The sequence below is a fragment of the Geothrix oryzisoli genome (genome assembly GCF_022808865.1).
Taxonomy (GTDB): domain Bacteria; phylum Acidobacteriota; class Holophagae; order Holophagales; family Holophagaceae; genus Geothrix; species Geothrix oryzisoli.
Genome location: NZ_JAKZLB010000005.1, coordinates 9,542 through 29,089, shown reverse-complemented (window position 1 = coordinate 29,089; position 19,548 = coordinate 9,542). Strand labels below are relative to the sequence as shown.

Below are 19,548 nucleotides of genomic sequence, written 5' to 3'. Positions count from 1 at the left end.
CTTTGGCTTCGGAGGCCAAGGCCCCCTCAGCTTGGCCCGGCCACGGTTCTCCGCCGCACGCTGCCGTTGGCCTCGGCGAAGTAGCGGCGGACACCGCGGGTGATGGCGTCGGCCACTTTCGCGCGGAAGGCGGCGTCCTTGAGCTTGGCCTCCTCCTTGGGGTTGGAGATGAAGGCCACCTCCACGAGGACGGCGGGCATGGCCGCGCCCCGCAGGACGATGAAGGGGGCCTGCTTGACACCCCGTTCCTTGATGCCCGCCAGCCGGTTCAGCTGGCCCTGGATCGCCACCGCCAGACGCTCGGAATCCTGGAGGAAGGCCTTCTGCGCCAGGTCGTCGAGGATGCTCGCCACCACGCTGTCGGCGCTGGCCGGGGCGGCCCCGGCGCCGGCGTTCTCGGCGGCCACCACCTCGTCGTCGTCCCCCTTGCCCAGGCTCAGGAAGTAGACCTCGGATCCCCGGGCGGCGCGCGTCCGGGCGGCGTTCAGGTGGAGGCTGATGAAGAGGTCGGCCCCCTGGGCATTGGCAGCCCGGGCCCGGTCCCAGAGGGGGATGAAGGTGTCGTCATCCCGGGTGAAGACCGCCTCGAACCCGGCGGCTTCCAGCTTGGCGGCCACGGCCTGGCCGATCTCCAGGGCGGCGGCCTTCTCCTTCAGGCCCTTGGGACCTTTGGCGCCACCGTCATCCCCGCCGTGGCCGGGGTCGACCATGACCTTCAGGCGCGGCGGGTGGACCGGGGGACCGGTGGGTTTGGGAGTCTGGGCCCAAGACAGTAGGCTGAAGGTGAGCGGAAGGCTCAGGAGTCGGATCATGGCCCAATCGGTGAAAGGCATGCGGGATCTGTTCGGGGCGGAGCTGCGTTGGTTCCAGCATATCGAAGAAACCGCCCGCCGCGTGTTCGGCCGCCACGGCTACGGCGAGATCCGCACCCCCATCCTGGAAGAACTGGACGTCTTCAAGCGCAGTGTGGGCGAAAGCTCCGACATCGTGAACAAGGAGATGTACGAGTTCACGGACAAGGGGGGCCGCCAGGTGGTGATGCGCCCCGAAAACACCGCAGGCGTGGTGCGGGCCGCCATCCAGCACAAGCTGCTGGCCTCCAGCGATCCGGTGCTGCTCTATTACATCGGCCAGCAGTTCCGCTACGAGCGCATGCAGACGGGCCGCTACCGCCAGTTCTGGCAGATCGGGGCCGAGAGCTTCGGCGTGGCAAGCCCCGAAAGCGAGGCCGAGAGCCTCCTCATGCTCCACAGCTTCCTGAAGGAACTGGGCCTCAAGCAGATGGTCTTCTCCATCAACAGCGTGGGCACGCCCGAGTCGCGCCCCGCCTTCTACGAGGCCTTCCGGGCCTTCTTCGCGGAGCGCCAGGACCGTTTCTGCTCCGACTGTCATCGGCGCATCGAGTCCAATCCGCTGCGCGTCTTGGACTGCAAAAATGAAAGCTGCCAAGCGGCCTTGGAAGGGCATCCCGTCATCACCGACTACCTGGACGAGGCCTCGGCGAAGCACCATGCGCGCCTCAAGGCCCTGCTGACGGAGCTGGCCATCCCCTTCGAGGAGAACCCCCGGCTGGTGCGCGGCCTGGACTACTACACCCGCACCGCCTTCGAGCTGCTCAGTTCCGACCTCGGCGCCCAGAGCGCCCTGCTGGGCGGCGGGCGCTATGACGGCCTGGTCAAGCAGCTGGGCGGACCCGAGGTGCCGGCCTTCGGCTGGGCCATCGGCCTGGACCGCCTGGCCATGGTCCTGCAGCAGGTGCGGGGCGAGGCGCCCCATGTCGCTCCGGCCCTGCTCATCCCCCTGGGCGAGCGGGCCGCCACCGAGGCCTTCAAACTCGCGCGCGGCCTCTGGGACGTGGGCGTGGCGGTGCAGCTGGAGACCCGGGGCGGGGCCCTCAAGAAGGCCATGGCCACGGCCAACCGCACCGGCGTCCAGACCGTGCTCATCCTCGGCGATGGCGAACTGGACGGCGGCACCATCACCGCCCGGCACATGGCCACGGGCGAGCAGGAGAGCTGGCCCTTGAGTGAATTGGCTGCCCGGCTGAAGCCGGCAGCATCCTAGGAACGGACCGCCTTGAGCAGGGCCTTGAACCGCGGATCCTTTCGGATGGGGTCGGCCATGGGCTCCCGCTCCAGGTAGATCAGGTATTCGCAGCGCTCGTCCAGGGCCCTGCGCAGGCTCTGGAGTTCCCCTTCGCGATCGCCCAGCCCACCCTGGATCCCCGCCAGGAACAGCGCAGGCACATAGAGGGGTCTGCCCCCGAAGTCGGGCGGGTGCCGGAGCAGGTCGAGCATCTCCTCCGCCCTCCGGCGGTCGCCTTTCGCGGCGTAGGCATGCCCGAGGAAGAGGGTCATCCCCGGCGCGCGCCCCGAGAGTTCCCACCCCTGGTGCAGGGCCGTGATGGCCTCGTCGTAGCGCCCCTGCATCTCCAGGGCCCGCCCCAGGTTCAGGTAACCGAGGATGAAATGGGGATCCAGCTCCAGGGCCTTCTGGGAGGCGGCGGCGGCCTCGCCGTAACGGCGGGCGAAGTAGTGCGCCTCGGCCAGGGCGGACTTCACCGCCGGGGACAGGGGATCCAGCTGTTCGGCCTTCCCCAGCTCCTCCAGGGCATCCTCGCTGCGCCCCCGGGCGTTCAGGTAGAGGGCGTACCACTGGTGCGCCGTGGCGTAGCCGGGATTCAGCTCGATGGCCCGCCGGAAGGAGGCCTCGGCGCCCTCCCAGTCCCAGTCGTAGATGAGGCGGATGTGGCCAAGGGAGGCGTGGGCCTCGGCCAGGGACGGATCCAGTGTCAGCGCCGCCATCACCGCCTGCTTGGCCAGGGGCATGGCCTCCTTCGGGGCCATGGCGCCCATTTCGGCGGAACCCAGCAGGGCATAGCAATCCGCGATCCCCACGTGGGTGGGCGCAAAGGTCGGATCCAGCCGGACCGCCACCTGGAACTGCTCCAGGGCCCGGTAGAGGTCCTGCGGCGTGCGCCGGTTCCAGAAGAAACGCCCCTTCAGGTAGGCCGCGTAGGCTTCCGGCTTCACGGCCCGGGGATGGGTGCGGCCGGGATCCAGCCGGAGGTTGATGCCCCCGGCGATGGCATCCGCCACTTCTCGCTGCAGCACGAGGACATCGCGGACATCGCGGTCATAGCTGTGGTCCCAGACATAGGTCTCGTCATCGCCCCGCACCAGGTGGGCCGTGACGCGCACCCGGTCCCCGGCGCGCCGGACCGATCCCTGCAGCAGGTAGTCCACCCCCAGTTCCCGGGCGATCTGGCGAGGGCGCTTCGGGGTATTCCGGTACCCGAGGGCCGACCGCAGCGCCACCACCCGGGCCCCCTCGCCCTGCTGCTGCCCGAGCTGCGTGATCAGCTCCTCGGTGAAACCATCGCTGAAGAACTCCTGGTTCTTCTCCTCTCCGAGGTTGACGAAGGGCAGCACCGCCAGGGCCGGGCCCGGGCGGGAACGGACCACCCGGTGGGCCACCATCCAGGTTCCGCCCGCGAGCAGAACGGCGAGCAGGGACCAGAGCGCCAGCGGCCCGGCGGACGAGCGCCCTCGCAGCGCCGGGGGCACGGGCACCGATGGTTCGGCCGCGGCCCTCTCTTCGGGGACAGCCTCCAGCCCCGCAGGTTCCTCCAGGGCCAGCCCGGGTCCGGGCAGCCCCACTTCCACCTCGGGGCCGTTCCCGTTGGCCGGCGGCAGGCGGCGCCCATCCAGCCAGACGTCCACCTCGGAACGCAGCGCGAACACACTGCCCTGCTTGTCATGCAGGTGCCGGTGAACCGGGAGGCCCTCCAGCTTCTCCCAGCGCTGCACGGTCCTGACGTCCCGGTCCAGATAGGCCGCGATCTCCTTCCAGGATTCGAGGCGCGCCTCCAGGACCTCTTGTGCCATTGTCCCCCCGGCTGAAAGGCCAGCCTGCACCCAGGACCGAATGATCGAGCTGATGGTGGAATGACCCGAAATTATACCAAACATCCATGGGCCGCGAAGGGAACTTGAAAGAAGCGGATCGAGGGCACGACAAAGGACGACATGCGTGCCTTGCCGCTGGCCTCCACCCCCTGGATGGGCTCACCTTCTCCAGCGCACCTGGCCCACCTCTGGAGACCGTCATGTCCGTGATCCGGTCGCATGGATCGAGCCTCTTCATTCTGCTCTGCAGTCTCAGTCTTGGCGCTCAGGAGGCGTTCCCCTCCTCCGCTCGCCTCTATGTGGGATTCACGGTGGGCTCGCAGCACACCGAGGTGGCCCGTACCGGCCAGGCCGGTCTGACCCCGCTGGACCGCGGCACGCTGGGCCTCCTCACCGGGGCGACCTTCGGCCCCACCTGGGGCGCGGAACTGGGGTTCCATTTCCTCGGCCGCTATCCCGCGGGCAGCAGCACCGATGCCTACGGCACCATCGACTGGGAACGGGAGGTCCATGGGCTCTCGTTCACGGGGACCGCACGGGTGCAGCTGGGCCGGCGGGTGGCCCTCTATGGCCAAGCGGGCCTGATGTTCTGGTCCGCCGAGCCGCGCTCGCACCAGAACGGCTGGGCGTCGGTCACGGACGGCAGGGACCGCGGCCGGAGTGGCGGAACGCCCCTGCTGGCCACAGGCCTGGATTTCAGCCTCGGTCAGAGCTGGGACCTCCGGCTCGAGGCCAGCGTGGCGGACCGGATCCTCGAGGCCCGCATGACCCGGTGCGCCGCCGGCTTCATCTACCGCTTCTGAAAACAGCTTCCGGGAGGCCCCGGATGGGAGGCACCATGGCACGGTTCATCGGTCTCGACCTTGGCGCGGAAACCCTCAAAGCCGCCGAACTGGTGCGGGAGGATGGCCGTTGGACCTGGGCGCGGCGGGCCTGCATCGCCCATGGCAAGGATCCTGGCAAGGCCCTCCTGGACCTGCTGGGCGGGTGGGATTGGGAGGGTGTGGCAGGTGCGGCGGTGACGGGCCGCCTGGGGCGCCCCGTGGCGCTGCCCCGGGTGCCGGGGCGCCAGGCTCTGGCCGCGGGCTTCCGGCTCCGGCACGGGCCGGAGCCCGCCACGGTGGTCTCCATCGGCAGCCGGGGGTTCTCGGTGCTGGAACTCCGGGCCAAGGGCCCCGAGGTCTACCGAGAGAACGGCCGCTGCGCGCAGGGGACGGGGAACTTCCTGCAGCAGCTGGTGGGGCGGTTCGGACTCACGGTGGAAGAGGCCTCGGCCCTGGCGGAGGGCGTGACCGATCCCGCGCCCCTGTCGGGCCGCTGCCCCGTGATCCTCAAGACGGACATGACCCACCTGGCCAACAAGGGGGAATCCCGCGAGCGCATCCTCGCCGGGCTGCTCGACGCCATCGCGGAGAACGTGCAGGCCCTCATGAAGCCCAAGGTCTGTCCGGAACGGCTGCTGCTCGCCGGCGGTGTGGCGAAGTCCGCCCGCATCCAGGCCCACTTCCGCCGCCATGCGGCCACCCACGGGATGACCTACCTGGATGCCTCCGAAGATGACCGCATCTACCTGGAGGCCCTGGGCTGCGCCGTCCTGGCCGGCGAGACCCCCGGCCCCCTGCCGACCCTGGGAGCGCTGCTGCACACCCCGGACCGGGTGGCGCTGGCGCTATCGGAACCCCTCGCCTTCCACCTGGATCGGGTCCGCCGCCTGGCGCCCTCCGAGCCTCTGGCCGCAGGCCCCGTGAAGCCCGGGCCCGTGGAAGTGATCGTGGGCTTCGACATCGGCTCCACGGGCTCGAAGGCCGTGGCCCTGGAACCGCTCAGCGGCCGCGTGCTCTGGGATGGCTATCTGCCCACGGACGGGGCGCCGGTGACGGCGGCCCAGGCGCTCATGAGCGACCTCCTGGCGGGCCCTGCGGGCGAGCTCAGCATCCGGGGCTTCGGCGTGACCGGCTCCGGCCGGGAGATCGTGGGTTCCCTGCTCTCCGTCTGCTACGGCCGGGAAGCCGTGTCCGTGCTCAACGAGATCGCCGCGCACGCCACCGGCGCCCTCCAGTGCGATCCGAGGGTGGACACCATCTTCGAGATCGGCGGGCAGGACGCGAAGTACATCCGCCTCGCGGACGGCAAAGTGGTGGACGCCGCCATGAACGAGGCCTGCTCCGCGGGCACCGGATCCTTCATCGAGGAGCAGGGCCGCCGCTTCACCGGGATCGACTCCGTGGCGCAGCTGGGCGAGGTGGCGCTCTCCGCAGAGCACTGCATCTCCCTGGGCCAGCACTGTTCGATCTTCATGGCCGAGGTCATCGACGAGGCCGTGGCCGCGGGCATGCCCCAGTCCAGCATCATCTCGGGCATCTACGACTCCGTGGTGGCGAACTACCTGAATCGCGTGAAGGGCAGCCGCTCTGTGGGTCAGGTGATCTTCTGCCAGGGCATGCCCTTCGCCTCCGACGCCCTCGCCGCGGCCGTGGCCCGGCAGACTGGCTCGGAAGTCATCGTGCCGCCCCGGCCCGGCCTCATGGGCGCGGTGGGCATCGCGCTCCTGGCCGCCCGCGAGCTGGCCTGGGAGGAAGGGGAGGATCTCGACGGGGCCCGCTTCCTCCAGGCGGAAGTGGCCGCCAAGGACCAGTTCGTGTGCACCGCCACGCAGGGCTGCGGCGGCGCCGGGAACAAATGCCGCATCGACCGCCTCACCACTCGGGTGGACGGCACCACCACCCGGTTCACCTGGGGCGGGGGCTGCTCCCTGTGGGACAAGGGCACCCGGCGGGCCAAGCTGCCGGACCGGGCCCCCGACCCCTTCCGGGAGCGCAAGGAGCGGGTCGCACAGCTGTCCGCGCGTCTTTCCGACCGGCGCGGGCGGCCCCTCATCGGGATCAGCAGCGAGTTCCAACTCCAGGGTTCCTTCCCCTTCTTCGCGACCTTCCTCCACGAGCTCGGTTTCGACCTGCAGGTGGCGCCCACGCCAGGACGCGACACCCTGAAGCGGGGCATCGAGGAGGCGGGCGTGCCGTTCTGCGCGCCCATGCAGCAGTACCACGGCCTGGTCGCCGGCATGGCCGACGCGAAACCGGACTACCTCTTCCTGCCCATGATGCGCGAGCTCCCGAGGGTGGGCGGGGAATCCCATGCCGTGGTCTGCCCCATCTCCCAGGGGGCTCCGGACGTGCTCCGCCTGCAGCTGGGAGCGGCTGCGCCCAAGGTGCTGTCCCCGGTGGTGGATTTCGGTACCGGAGCCTACGACTCTCCGGCCTTCCTCCGTGTCTGCCGGCGCCTGGCCAGGGACCTGGGCCGGGACCTGCCGTCGGAGTGGCGCTCCGCCTGGCGGGCGGCCCGCAGCGCCCAGCTGGCCTTCGAGGCGGAGCTGCAGGACCTGGGCCGCCGGGCCCTGGCCTTCTGCCGGGAGCGGAACCTGGTGCCCGTGGTGCTGCTGGGCCGGAGCTACACCCTGCACAACGAGGTGCTGAATTCCAACGTGCCCGCCATCCTGCGGGAGCAGGGCGCCATCGCCCTCCCGCTGGACTGCCTGCCCGTGGACGAGGGCGCCCCCATATTCGACGAGGTGTTCTGGGGGCACAGCCAGCGCATCCTGCGGGCCGCCTGGCAGATCCGCCGGACGCCTGGCCTCTACAGCGTCTTCTGCTCGAACTACGCCTGCGGTCCGGACAGCTTCACCGTCCCCTTCTTCGCCTGGCTCATGGAGGGCCGCCCGTACGCCGTGATCGAAACGGACGGGCACTCCGGGGACGCCGGCACCAAGACGCGGGTGGAGGCCTTCCTCCACTGCGTCCGCGAGGACCGGCTCCGCGTCGGCGCCGCCGAACCCCGGGAGGCCGCAGACCTGTGCGTGGGCACCCACACCTTCCAGGAGATCCACCAGAGCGGAGACCTCCTCCTGATCCCGCCCATGGGTCCCGAGGCCGCGGCGGTCGCGGCGGTCATGCGCGGCCTGGGACTGCCGGCCGAGGCCCTGCCCCCTTCGGATGCGGACGCGCTCCGGCTGGGGCGGCGGCAGACCTCCGGAAAGGAGTGCCTGCCCATGACCCTGGTGCTGGGCGGGCTCCTGGCCCACCTGGAGCGCCATCCGGACCAGCGCGTGATCCTGCTGCTGCCGGCCGCCTTCGGCCCCTGCCGCATGGGCGCCTACCGCACCCTGCACCAGCTGATCCTGAAGCGTCTGGGCGAGGCGGGACGGGTGCGGATCTGGTCGCCGCCCTACGGGGACTATTTCCGGGGCCTGCCCACCGGCTTCAAGGCGCTCATCCTCGCCGGCATGGCGGCCTTCGGCACGCTGGAACGGGCCCTCTGCCACGTCCGGGCCGCCGAGCGGACACCCGGCGCGGCGGACACCATCCGGGACCGCTGGGCCGCCCGCATCGCCGCCCACCTCGAGGCCACGGCCGCCGGAGACCTCGGCGCGGCACGGGTGGTGTCCGAGGTCGCCACGGGCCGTATCTACGGGATCCCCGCCCTCCTCCGCCAGGCCCTTGCCGAGCTCCGGCAGGCCGACAGCGGCGCGGACCTGCCCCGGATCCTGCTCACGGGGGAGATCTACGTGCGCCTCGATCCCTTCGCCAACGGGCAGATGGCCCGCGGGCTCGCCGCCCGGGGCCTCCGGGTGGATGTGGAAGCCACCACCGACTTCATCGAGTATTCCGAGTACACCGCGCGGGTCATGGGGACCAAGACCGGTCCGGCCGCCCTGGTGGAGCGATGGGTCCGGGAACGGATCCTGGCCGTGGCCGAAGGTACCCTCGAGACCGAGTTCGGCTGGCGCCGCCGCGGGAGCCTGCCCAAGGTCCTGGAGGCCTCCGCCCCCTACCTGCGCGAGGCCCTGGAGGGCGAGGCCGTGCTCACCCTCGGCGCCCCGCTCCTGGCCTGGCGCCGCGGCGAGATTGACGCCGCCGTCCTGGTCGGCCCCCTGGAATGCATGCCTTCCAAGCTGGCGGATGCGCAGTTCATCCATGCCTCCGAGCGGGAGGGCCTGCTCACCCTCTCCGTGAACCTGAACGGCGAGCCGCCGGACCCCGAAGCCCTGGACGCCTTCGCCTTCGAAGTGCGCCGCCGGCACCTGCTCCGCCGCCGGCACCGCCCTTCCGCCTCCGCGGACGGTCTGCTGCGGACCGCCTCCGCGCTCTGAACCACCCCGCAACCCCGTCGGCCCTCGGCCGGCCCTGCACTGGAGTCGCCATGCACCTGTCCCTTCGCATCCTCGCCCTGGTGGCCTCCGCCACCGCCCTCCAGGCCTGGGGTCCCGGCACCCATACCTATGTCGCCTACCAGCTCAAGGAGGTGGGTACGAACAAGGCCGAACTGCTCTACGGCGCCATCGCCCCGGACTTCAACCTGCTCAAGTCCATGTCGGCCACGGATCCGCTGTTCCTCGCCACCCACTACCTGGCCCTGGCCCCCTGGGAAGTGGCCGGCACGCCCGAGGAGCGCGCCCTGGCCTGGGGCTTCGCCAGCCACAACGAGGCCTGGGGCGCGGACCATACCGCCCACATCGCCAGCCTCACCCTGACGGACACCTCCCAGGGCTATGTCATCCAGAAGGCCGCGGTCCTCAAGGCCACGCTGGACGCCCAGCTCACCGCTGCCGGCATGGACAGCTACCTCGGACTGATCACCCCGGACAACTGCCACTTCATCCTGGAATACGGCATCGACCTGCTGGCCCGGCGGCTGGATCCCTACCTCGGCGCCAAGCTCGTGGAGGCGGCCTCCCACCGCAGCCCCGCCATGGGCTCGCTCATGGCCCGCGCCTATGCCCCGGGAGACACGGAAGGCGGCGCTACCCTGGCGTACATGGAAGGCGTCTGGCGCACCTTCATGGTCCGCTACGGCCACATCCTCAAGGAACCCGAGGCCAAGGCCCTGCCGATGATGGCGGACTTCCTGGTGGACCTGGGCATCCAGCTCCAGGTCCTGCCCCCCGTCCCGCCGGACCAGCGCCCCGCCCTGGTGCAGCTCATCGGGCTGGCCCTGGCGGATGCCATCACCATCTGCACCCCCGACTACCCGGGGGAGATCGACGCCACCATCCAGTCCCTGCGGACCAGCCCCCTCAGTGGGATGGAGCTCTGATTCACGCCTTTTACCTTGTGGTGGACCGCCGGGGGCTCGCCTGACGGAGATGGCTCGCCAAATCCTGACCAGGGCGGTAGACTATCTCCTTCGTGATCGCAGGCGACCCCCGGTCTCCGCCTCTTCTCAGTCCGAACCCCCCTTTTCGCCCTGACCGGGCCCCCGGAACCATCCGCGGGCGGGCCCTTTCAGGAGCGACCATGTCCTTCGATACCCTCGGGCTGCTGCCCGAGCTGCTGCGCGCCGTACGCGAGCAGGGCTATGAACACCCCACCCCCATCCAGACCCAGGCGATCCCGCTGGTGCTGGAGGGCCGCGATCTCATGGCGCGGGCCCAGACCGGCACCGGCAAGACCGCCGGCTTCACCCTGCCCATGCTGCAGATCCTGGCCCCCCAGGCCAACACCTCGGCCTCTCCCGCGCGCCACCCCATCCGCGCCCTCATCCTCACGCCCACCCGCGAGCTGGCCATGCAGGTGGAGGAGAGCGTCCGCACCTACGGCAAATACCTCCCGCTGCGGTCCACCACCATCTTCGGCGGTGTGAACATCAACCCCCAGACCAAGGCCCTCCGCGCCGGCGTCGAGATCCTCGTCGCCACCCCGGGCCGCCTGCTGGACCACCAGGGACAGGGCAACCTGAACTTCAGCCAGCTGGAGATCCTGGTGCTGGACGAAGCCGACCGCATGCTCGACATGGGCTTCATCCGCGACATCCAGAAGATCCTCGCCCTGCTGCCCGCCAAGCGGCAGACCCTGCTCTTCTCGGCCACCTTCACGGACGAGATCAAGCAGCTGGCCTCCAAGTTCCTGAAGGCCCCCGCCTCCGTGCAGATCACGCCCCAGAACACGGCCGCCGAGCTGGTCCGCCAGGTCGTCCATCCCGTGGACCGCGAGCGCAAGCGCGCCCTGCTGGCCCACCTGATCACCAGCCGCAAGCTCGAGCAGGTGCTGGTCTTCACCCGCACCAAGCACGGCGCCAACCGGCTGTCCGAGCAGCTGGACAAGGATGGCATCAGCTCCATGGCCATCCACGGCAACAAGAGCCAGCCCCAGCGCATCAAGGCGCTGGAGGACTTCAAGAAGGGCGCAGTCCGCGTCCTGGTGGCCACGGACATCGCCGCGCGCGGCCTGGACATCGACATGCTGCCCCACGTGGTGAACTACGAGCTGCCCCAGGTGCCCGAGGACTACATCCACCGCATCGGCCGCACGGGCCGGGCCGGCAGCGAGGGCGAAGCCCTGTCGCTGGTCTGCGTGGACGAACACAAGCTGCTCAAGGACATCGAGAAGCTGCTGCGCAAGGAGCTGCCCAAGGACGTGATCCAGGGCTACGCCCCGGATCCCAGCATCCCCGCCGAGCCCATCCAGACCGGCCGGCAGGGGGGTGGTGGCGGCCGTGGCCGCGGTCCCGCCCGCAGCGCCCGCCCCTCCTCGGGCCAGCCCCCCCGGGGCGAGCGGGGGCGCCACCCCGCCCGGCCCAGTTCGCGCGGAAAGTGAAGGCGGGCGGGGCCCGGCCATCTCCGGACGTTCAGGGAGATTAAGTCGGGTTATACCCCTTGACACGAGGGTAAACCAGGCGCAGCCTTGTTGCTTATGCAAGAACTGGCCCCCGACCCCCTTTCTGACGCCGGCATCGGAATCCTGGCCGCCGCCGTCCGCCGAACGCTCAAGCAGGTCGTCTGGGCCCGCCTCGCCCCCTATGGGCTCAGTCCCCAGCAGTTCTGGGTGATCCTGGTGCTCATCCGGAAGGGGCCCTCGTCGCTCCACCCGCTGGCCCAGCAGGTGTGGATGGACGACCCCACCGCCAGTCGGGTGGTGAAGGCGATGGTGAAGAGCGGCTGGCTGACGGCCAAGCCCGACCCCCGGCATGGCCGCCGTATCCTCATCGACCTGGCACCGGGATCCGTGGCCGCGGCCCGCGAGCTCCAGAATCTGGCCAAGGAGCTCGATGAGTCCATGGCCGCCGGCCTGACCCCGGTGCAGCAGGGCGTTCTGCAGAGCGGACTCCGGACCATGATCGGTAACCTGGAGGCCATGTACTCGGCCGCCCTCGCCGAAGACGCCGGCAAGCCCCTGGCTCTGCAGTCCTGATCCGACCTGAGGGCTGGTTCTCCGCCCGGCGCCAAGCACCAAAGTCCATCCGCTCCACTCGCTCGAAAAGGCCTCGATCCCCCATGGACGCCAACGATCCCATCCAGTCCCCTGAATCTGGCGCCGGGCGCCCCGCCCTGCTCCGCGGCTGGCGCCTCGTGGCCATCCTGGCGGCCGCGGCGATTCTCGCCCTGGCCCTCTTCGGCCGCAGTGGCAAAAAGGGTGCTGACAAGAACCCGGCCGGTGGACGCCCCGTACCCGTCGTGGCGGCTCAGGCCCGCCTCGGCGACATGCCGGTGAGCCTCACGGGCCTCGGCACCGTCACCGCCCTGAACACCGTGACCGTGAAGAGCCGCGTGGATGGCCAGCTGGTACGCGTGGCCTTCACCGAAGGCCAGATGGTGGGCCAGGGCCAGCTGTTGGCGGAGATCGATCCACGCCCCTTCCAGGTGCAGCTCATGCAGGCCGAAGGCCAGCTGGCCAAGGACCGGGCCGCCTACCAGAACACGCTGGCGGACCTGAAGCGCCTCCAGGGCCTGGTGGAGCAGGGCATCGTCTCCCGGCAGCAGCTGGACACCCAGAATTCCTCCGTGGCCCAGTACGAGGCCACGCTCAAGGCCGACCAGGCCCAGGTGGAAAGCGCCCGGCTGAACCTCACCTACAGCCGCATCACCGCCCCCATCTCGGGTCGGGTGGGCCTCCGCCAAGTGGATGCCGGCAACATGGTGCGCGCCAGCGATGCCAACGGCCTCGCCGTCATCGCCCCGATCCAGCCGATCAACGTGGTGTTCTCGGTGCCCGCGGACAGCATCCAGAAGGTGCTGGGGCAGACCGCGAAGGGCGGGAAGCTGCCCGTCGAGGCCTGGGATCGCGACCTCAAGACCCGCCTCGCGACGGGCTCCCTGGCGGCCATCGACAACCAGGTGGACCCCACCACCGGCACCGTGCGGCTCAAGGCCCTGTTCACCAACGACGACCGGAGCCTCTTCCCCAACCAGTTCGTGAATGCCCGCCTGCTCGTCGACACCCTGCGCCGCGTGGTGATCGTGCCCACGGCCGCGGTGCAGAGCAGCCCCCAGGGCGCGTTCGTGTATGTGGTGAAGGCGGACGGCACCGCGGACATGCGCGCCGTCGAAGTGCTCGCCACCGACGGCGACGAGACCGCCCTCAAGCAGGGCCTGGCCGGCGGCGAGACCGTCATCACCGATGGCCTCGACAAGCTCCGCCCCGGCAGCAAGATCGCCCTGCCGAAGCCCCCGGCCGCGAAGGGCTGACCCGATGAATCCATCCCGGCCCTTCATCCTCCGGCCGATCGCCACCTCGCTGCTGATGGCCGGGCTGCTCCTGGTGGGCCTGCTGGCCTTCCGCCAGCTGCCCGTCTCCGCCCTGCCCCAGGTGGACTACCCCACCATCCAGGTCGTCACCTTCTATCCCGGCGCCAGCCCGGACGTGATGGCCTCGGCCATCACCGCCCCCCTGGAGCGCCAGTTCGGCCAGCTCCCGGGGCTGAACCGCATGTCGTCCTCCAGCTCCGGCGGCAGCTCCATCATCACCCTGCAGTTCGTGCTGGACCTGAACATCGACGTGGCGGAGCAGCAGGTGCAGGCGGCCGTGAACGCCGCGGGGACCTACCTCCCCCGTGACCTCCCCAACCCACCCATCTACAGCAAGATCAATCCGGCCGACGCGCCCATCCTCACCCTGGCGCTCACCTCGAAGACCCTGCCACTCTCCAAGGTGGAGGACTTCGCGGACACCCGCCTCGCCCAGAAGATCTCCCAGCTGCCGGGCGTGGGCCTCGTCAGCATCAGCGGCGGCCAGAAGCCCGCGGTCCGCATCCAGGCCAACCCCACGAGTCTCGCCGCCAAGGGCCTCACCCTGGGCGATGTGCGCACCGCCGTGGCCGCGAGCAACGTCAACCAGGCCAAGGGCAGCTTCGACGGCCTGCGCCAGGCCTACGCCATCGGCGCCAATGACCAGCTGCTGTCCAGCGAGGATTACCGGCCCCTCATCATCGCCTACCGGAACGGCGCCCCCGTGACCTTGTCCGATGTCGCCCTCGTGCAGGACGACGTGGAGAACGCGCGCCTGGCCGCCTGGAAGAACGCCACCCCTGCCGTCATCCTCAACATCCAGCGGCAGCCCGGCGCCAACATCATCGCCGTGGTGGACCGGGTGAAGGACCTGATGCCCCAGCTCCGGGCCTCCCTGCCCGCCGCCGTGGAGCTCAACATCCTCACGGACCGCACGGTCACCATCCGGGCCTCGGTCGCGGATGTCGAATTCGAGCTGATGCTCACCATCGCCCTGGTGGTCATGGTGATCTTCCTGTTCCTCCGCACCCTGGCGGCCACCATCATCCCCAGCGTGGCCGTGCCCCTCTCGCTGGTGGGCACGTTCGGGGTGATGTACCTGCTGGGCTACAGCCTGAACAACCTCACGCTCATGGCCCTCACCATCTCCACGGGCTTCGTGGTGGACGACGCCATCGTGATGATCGAGAACATCATGCGCTACATCGAGGAGGGCGAGCCGCCTCTCCAGGCGGCGCTGAAGGGCTCGGGCCAGATCGGCTTCACCATCCTGTCCCTGACCGTCTCGCTCATCGCCGTGCTCATTCCGCTGCTCTTCATGGGCGACATCGTCGGGCGCCTCTTCCGGGAGTTCGCCGTCACGCTGAGCGTCACCATCCTGGTGTCTGCCGTGGTGTCGCTCACGCTCACGCCGATGATGTGCGCCAAGCTCCTGAAGCACACGCCGGAATCCGAGCAGGGCCGCTTCTACCAGTCCTCGGAGCGCGTCTTCCAGCGGATCATCGCCTTCTACGGCCGCACCCTCACCTGGGTGCTCAAGCACCAGACCGGCACCCTGGTGGTCGCCGTGGCCACCCTGGCCTCCACGGTGCTGCTCTACATCGCCATCCCCAAGGGCTTCTTTCCCGTGCAGGACACCGGCGTGCTCCTGGGCATCTCCGAGGCCCCCCAGACCGTCTCCTTCCCCGCCATGGCGGAGCGGCAGCAGGCCCTCGCCGCCGAGATCCTCAAGGATCCGGCCGTGGAAAGCCTGTCCTCCTTCATCGGCATCGACGGCACCAACACCACCCTCAACAGCGGCCGCATCCAGATCAACCTCAAGCCTCTGGAGGAGCGGGGCCTCAGCGCCATCGAGGTCATCCACCGCCTCCAGCCGGCGCTGACGAAGGTCGAGGGCATCCGCCTCTACCTCCAGCCCGTACAGGACCTCACCGTGGAGGACCGGGTCAGCCGCACCCAGTACCAGTACACGCTGGAGGATGCGGACCCCAAGGAACTCGGCGTGTGGGTACCCCGGTTCGTAGAGCGGCTCTCCGCGTTGCCCGAGCTGCGAGACGTGGCCAGCGACCAGCAGAACGCCGGCCTCCAGATCCGCATCATCCTCGATCGCGCCACGGCCTCGCGCCTGGGCATCACGCCCCAAATGCTGGATGACGCACTGTACGATGCCTTCGGCCAGCGGCAGGTCTCCACCATGTTCACGCAGCTGAACCAGTATCGCGTGGTGCTCGAGGCCCGCCCCGGCCAGTATCAGCGGCCCGAGGACCTCCAGGCCATCTACGTGCGCTCCGCCTCCGGCGGGTCCGTACCCCTCAGCGCCTTCACGCGCATCGAGACCGTTTCAGCCCCCCTGGCGGTGAACCACCAGGGCCAGTTCCCCACGGCCACCGTGTCCTTCAACCTGGCCCCCGGCGCCTCCCTGGGCGATGCCGTGAAGGCCATCCAGCGGACCCGGAACGAGCTCGACCTGCCCCCCAGCATCAAGGCGGGCTTTCAGGGCACGGCCCAAGCCTTCGGGGCCTCGCTCTCGAACACGCCCTTCCTCATCCTCGCGGCGGTGCTGACGGTCTACATCCTGCTGGGCGTGCTGTACGAGAGCTACATCCACCCCATCACGATCCTCTCCACCCTGCCTTCGGCCGGCGTGGGCGCCCTGCTCTCGCTCATGCTCTGCCGGACGGACTTCAGCGTCATCGCGCTCATCGGCATCATCCTGCTTATCGGCATCGTGGAGAAGAACGCCATCATGATGATCGACTTCGCGCTGGAGGCCGAACGCAAGGACGGCCTGCCGCCGGAGGAGGCCATCTACCAGGCTTCGCTGCTGCGGTTCCGCCCCATCATCATGACCACCATGGCGGCCCTGCTGGGGGGCGTTCCCCTGGCGCTGGGCACCGGCGTCGGCGCCGAGCTGCGCCGTCCCCTGGGCATCGCCATCGTGGGTGGTCTCATCTTCAGCCAGGTGCTGACGCTCTACACGACCCCCGTCATCTACCTGGCGTTCGACCGGCTCGCACGCCGCGTCCGCGGCCTGCGCAAGGTTCCCGCGGAATGAGCATCTCCACCCCCTTCATCCACAGGCCCGTGGCCACCACGCTGTTGACGGTGGCCCTGGCCCTGCTGGGTGCCATCGCCTACACGTTCCTGCCGGTCTCGCCCTTGCCCCAGGTGGAGTTCCCCACCATCCAGGTCTCCGCCGGGCTGCCCGGCGCCAGTCCGGAGACCATGGCCTCGTCCGTGGCCACGCCCCTGGAACGCCAGTTCGGGCGCATCGCGGGGATCACCGAGATGACCTCCGCCAGTTCCCTGGGCGGAACGAACATCACCCTCCAGTTCGACCTCAGCCGGAACATCGACGCCGCAGGCCGCGACGTGCAGGCAGCCATCAACGCAGCCCGGGGCGACCTGCCCTCCAACCTGCCGAACAACCCCTCGTACCGGAAGGTGAATCCCGCGGATTCGCCCATCCTCATGCTGGCGCTGACCTCGAACCTGATCCCCCGGGAGCGCATGTATGACGTGGCCTCCTCGGTGCTCCAGCAGAAGCTCTCCCAGATCCAGGGCGTGGGCCAGGTCTTCGTGTGGGGCGGCGCGCTGCCCGCCGTACGCGTGGACGTGAATCCGGCCGTCCTCAATGCCCAGGGCATGGCCCTGGAGGATGTCCGCCTCGCCATCGCCGGGGCCAACATCAACCGGCCGAAGGGGGACATCGCCAACGGCAGCACCGCGTGGTCCCTGTCCACGACGGACCAGCTGATGAAGGCCGCCGACTATCAGCCGCTGATCGTGAGATACCGGAACGGCAACGCTGTGCGCCTGTCCGACGTGGCCACGGTCACGGATTCCGTGGAGAACGTCCGCAACCGGGGCCTGTCGAACGGCGTCCCCGCCATCATCGTCCCGATCTTCCGCCAGCCGGATGCCAACATCATCGAGACCGTGGACCGGGTCCGGGCCATCCTCCCCCAGCTCCAGGCTTCGCTGCCCCCCACCATCGAGCTGAAGGTGCTCATCGACGCCACCCGCACCATCCGCGCCTCGGTGAAGGATGTGCAGCTGGCCATGAGCATCTCCATCGCGCTGGTGATCCTGGTGGTGTTCGTGTTCCTGCGCAGCGTGCGCTCCACGCTCATCCCCAGCGTGGCGGTGCCCATCTCCCTCATCGGCACCTTCGGCGCCATGTACATGCTGGGCTACACCATCGACAACCTGTCGCTGATGGCCCTCACGGTGGCCACGGGCTTCGTGGTGGATGACGCCATCGTGGTGGTGGAGAACATCACGCGCCACCTCGAAGGCGGCATGCAGCCCATGGAAGCGGCCCTGCATGGCGCCAAGGAGATCGGCTTCACGGTGGTCTCCATCAGCATCTCCCTGATCGCCGTGTTCATCCCCATCCTGCTCATGGGCGGCATCGTGGGCCGGCTGTTCCGCGAGTTCGCGGTGACGCTGTCCGTGGCCATCGTGGTCTCCATGGTGGTGTCCCTCACCACCACGCCCATGATGTGCTCCCGCCTGCTCCGGCCCCACGGCGAGGAGCGCCACGGCCGGGTCTTCATGGCCACGGAGCGCGCCTTCCAGTGGATCATGCGGCACTACGAGACCTCGCTGGCCTGGGTGCTGCGGCACCAGCGGTTCACCCTGACCGTGGCCCTGGGAACCATGCTCGCCACGGTGGGGCTCTACGTGGTCATCCCCAAGGGCTTCTTCCCCCAGCAGGACACGGGGCGTCTGACCGGCTCCATCCAGGCCGCCCAGGACATCTCCTTCGCCGGCATGGAGAAGCTGATGACAGGGTATGTGGCCATCGTGCAGGCCGATCCCGCCGTGGAGAACGTCACGGCCTTCATCGGCGGGGGCAACACGGGCCGCATGTTCGCCTCCCTGAAACCCAACGACCAGCGGAAGGAGACCGCCGACCAGGTCATCGCCCGCCTCCGCGGCAAGACCGCGCACCTTCCGGGCGGCACCCTCTACATGCAGCCCGTCCAGGACATCCGCATCGGCGGGCGGCCCTCCAGCTCCCAGTACCAGTACACCCTCCAGGGCGACGATGCCCGCGAGCTGTTCGAATGGGCGCCGAAGGTGCTCCAGAAGCTCCGTACGGTGCCCCAGCTGGCCGATGCCAACACGGACCTCCAGAACAAGGGCCTCGAAGCCTCGCTGGTCATCGACCGCGCCACCGCCTCGAGGCTGGGCATCACGCCCCAGGCCATCGACAGCACCCTCTACGACGCCTTCGGCCAGCGCTTCGTGTCCACCATCTACACGACTCTGAACCAGTACCATGTGGTGATGGAGGTGGACACCCCCTTCATGCAGACCCCCGACGGCCTGCGCCACACCTACGTGCGCTCCACCTCCGGGGACCTGGTGCCCCTCAGCGCCTTCACCCGGCTGGAGCGGCGGAACACGGCCCTCTCCGTGAACCACCAGGGCCAGCAGCCCTCCGTGACCCTCTCCTTCAACCTGCCCCCGGGCGTGGCCCTGGGCGATGCGGTGGCCGCCATCGACAAGGCCCAGGAGGAGATCCGCCTGCCCGGCACGATCCGCGGCAGCTTCATGGGCACGGCCCAGGCCTTCAAGGCCTCGCTGTCGAACCAGCCCCTCCTCCTGGTCGCCGCCCTGCTGGTGGTCTACATCGTGCTGGGCGTGCTGTACGAAAGCCTCATCCATCCGCTCACGATCCTGTCCACCCTGCCCTCCGCAGGGGTGGGCGCTCTGCTGGCCCTGCTGGCCTTCCGTACGGAGCTGAGCGTCATCGCCTTCATCGGCATCATCCTGCTCATCGGCATCGTGAAGAAAAACGCCATCCTCATGATCGACTTCGCCATCGAGGTGGAGCGCCGGGAGGGCAAGACCCCAGAGGAATCCATCTTCCAGGCCTGCCTGCTGCGATTCCGCCCCATCACCATGACCACCATGGCGGCCCTGCTCGGCGGCCTGCCCCTGGCCATCGGCATGGGCACCGGCTCCGAGCTGCGCCGCCCCCTCGGCATCGCCATCGTGGGTGGGCTCCTCTTCAGCCAGCTCCTGACCCTCTACACCACCCCGGTCATCTACCTCTACATGGACCGGGTGCGGCTGCGCTGGGAGCGGTTCCGGGCCGCCCGGCGCGCCCTTGCCCCGGCCAGCGAAAGCTGA

11 protein-coding genes are annotated in these 19,548 nt (G+C 69.4%); 9 read left to right on the top strand and 2 right to left on the bottom strand.

Features of this window, described 5'->3' with window-relative positions; translation table 11 throughout:
- Nucleotides 1-26: 26 nt before the first annotated feature.
- The gene (locus MLE43_RS13650) at nt 27-812 is read right to left on the bottom strand and encodes an N-acetylmuramoyl-L-alanine amidase family protein (protein ID WP_243304965.1); all 786 of its coding nucleotides are present in this window, start codon (nt 810-812) and stop codon (nt 27-29) included.
- Here MLE43_RS13650 and hisS point away from each other — a divergent pair.
- Nucleotides 811-2,064, top strand: coding sequence for a histidine--tRNA ligase (hisS, locus tag MLE43_RS13645; RefSeq protein ID WP_243304963.1), 1,254 nt, complete (start codon nt 811-813; stop codon nt 2,062-2,064). The genes MLE43_RS13650 and hisS overlap by 2 nt on opposite strands.
- On the opposite strand, the gene MLE43_RS13640 is transcribed toward hisS, so the two are convergent.
- On the bottom strand, nt 2,061-3,887 hold the full coding sequence (locus MLE43_RS13640) for a tetratricopeptide repeat protein (protein ID WP_243304961.1): 1,827 nt from the start codon (nt 3,885-3,887) through the stop codon (nt 2,061-2,063). The genes hisS and MLE43_RS13640 overlap by 4 nt on opposite strands.
- Nucleotides 3,888-4,108: 221 nt before the next feature.
- On the opposite strand from MLE43_RS13640, the gene MLE43_RS13635 reads away from it, so the two are divergent.
- From MLE43_RS13635 to MLE43_RS13600, 8 genes are all read left to right on the top strand, one after another.
- Complete coding sequence (locus MLE43_RS13635) at nt 4,109-4,711, top strand: outer membrane beta-barrel protein (protein ID WP_243304959.1); 603 nt, start codon at nt 4,109-4,111, stop codon at nt 4,709-4,711.
- Nucleotides 4,712-4,746: 35 nt separating this feature from the next.
- Complete coding sequence (locus MLE43_RS13630; RefSeq protein WP_243304957.1) at nt 4,747-9,054, top strand: acyl-CoA dehydratase activase-related protein; 4,308 nt, start codon at nt 4,747-4,749, stop codon at nt 9,052-9,054.
- Nucleotides 9,055-9,104: 50 nt separating this feature from the next.
- Nucleotides 9,105-9,998 carry a hypothetical protein gene (locus MLE43_RS13625; RefSeq protein ID WP_243304955.1) on the top strand — a complete coding sequence of 298 codons (894 nt, stop codon included), beginning with the start codon at nt 9,105-9,107 and terminating at the stop codon, nt 9,996-9,998.
- Between the two features lie 200 nt (nt 9,999-10,198).
- The gene (locus tag MLE43_RS13620) at nt 10,199-11,497 is read left to right on the top strand and encodes a DEAD/DEAH box helicase (RefSeq protein ID WP_243304953.1); all 1,299 of its coding nucleotides are present in this window, start codon (nt 10,199-10,201) and stop codon (nt 11,495-11,497) included.
- A gap of 96 nt (nt 11,498-11,593) precedes the next feature.
- Nucleotides 11,594-12,091: a MarR family winged helix-turn-helix transcriptional regulator gene (locus MLE43_RS13615; RefSeq protein ID WP_243305371.1), complete on the top strand. Its 498-nt coding sequence runs from the start codon at nt 11,594-11,596 to the stop codon at nt 12,089-12,091.
- An 83-nt stretch (nt 12,092-12,174) separates the two neighbouring features.
- Nucleotides 12,175-13,365 (top strand): MdtA/MuxA family multidrug efflux RND transporter periplasmic adaptor subunit, encoded by a 1,191-nt coding sequence (locus MLE43_RS13610; RefSeq protein ID WP_243304951.1) that lies wholly within the window; start codon nt 12,175-12,177, stop codon nt 13,363-13,365.
- Nucleotides 13,366-13,369: 4 nt separating this feature from the next.
- Complete coding sequence (locus tag MLE43_RS13605; RefSeq protein ID WP_243304949.1) at nt 13,370-16,459, top strand: MdtB/MuxB family multidrug efflux RND transporter permease subunit; 3,090 nt, start codon at nt 13,370-13,372, stop codon at nt 16,457-16,459.
- Nucleotides 16,456-19,548 (top strand): multidrug efflux RND transporter permease subunit, encoded by a 3,093-nt coding sequence (locus MLE43_RS13600; protein ID WP_243304947.1) that lies wholly within the window; start codon nt 16,456-16,458, stop codon nt 19,546-19,548. The genes MLE43_RS13605 and MLE43_RS13600 overlap by 4 nt, the downstream gene beginning before the upstream one ends.

Coding starts and splice junctions, on each gene's coding strand:
- MLE43_RS13650 (WP_243304965.1), bottom strand. CDS start 812: ATGATCCGACTCCTGAGCCTTCCGCTCACCTTCAGCCTACTGTCTTGG.
- MLE43_RS13620 (WP_243304953.1), top strand. CDS start 10,199: ATGTCCTTCGATACCCTCGGGCTGCTGCCCGAGCTGCTGCGCGCCGTA.
- MLE43_RS13625 (WP_243304955.1), top strand. CDS start 9,105: ATGCACCTGTCCCTTCGCATCCTCGCCCTGGTGGCCTCCGCCACCGCC.
- MLE43_RS13600 (WP_243304947.1), top strand. CDS start 16,456: ATGAGCATCTCCACCCCCTTCATCCACAGGCCCGTGGCCACCACGCTG.
- MLE43_RS13615 (WP_243305371.1), top strand. CDS start 11,594: ATGCAAGAACTGGCCCCCGACCCCCTTTCTGACGCCGGCATCGGAATC.
- MLE43_RS13610 (WP_243304951.1), top strand. CDS start 12,175: ATGGACGCCAACGATCCCATCCAGTCCCCTGAATCTGGCGCCGGGCGC.
- MLE43_RS13635 (WP_243304959.1), top strand. CDS start 4,109: ATGTCCGTGATCCGGTCGCATGGATCGAGCCTCTTCATTCTGCTCTGC.
- MLE43_RS13630 (WP_243304957.1), top strand. CDS start 4,747: ATGGCACGGTTCATCGGTCTCGACCTTGGCGCGGAAACCCTCAAAGCC.
- hisS (WP_243304963.1), top strand. CDS start 811: ATGGCCCAATCGGTGAAAGGCATGCGGGATCTGTTCGGGGCGGAGCTG.
- MLE43_RS13640 (WP_243304961.1), bottom strand. CDS start 3,887: ATGGCACAAGAGGTCCTGGAGGCGCGCCTCGAATCCTGGAAGGAGATC.
- MLE43_RS13605 (WP_243304949.1), top strand. CDS start 13,370: ATGAATCCATCCCGGCCCTTCATCCTCCGGCCGATCGCCACCTCGCTG.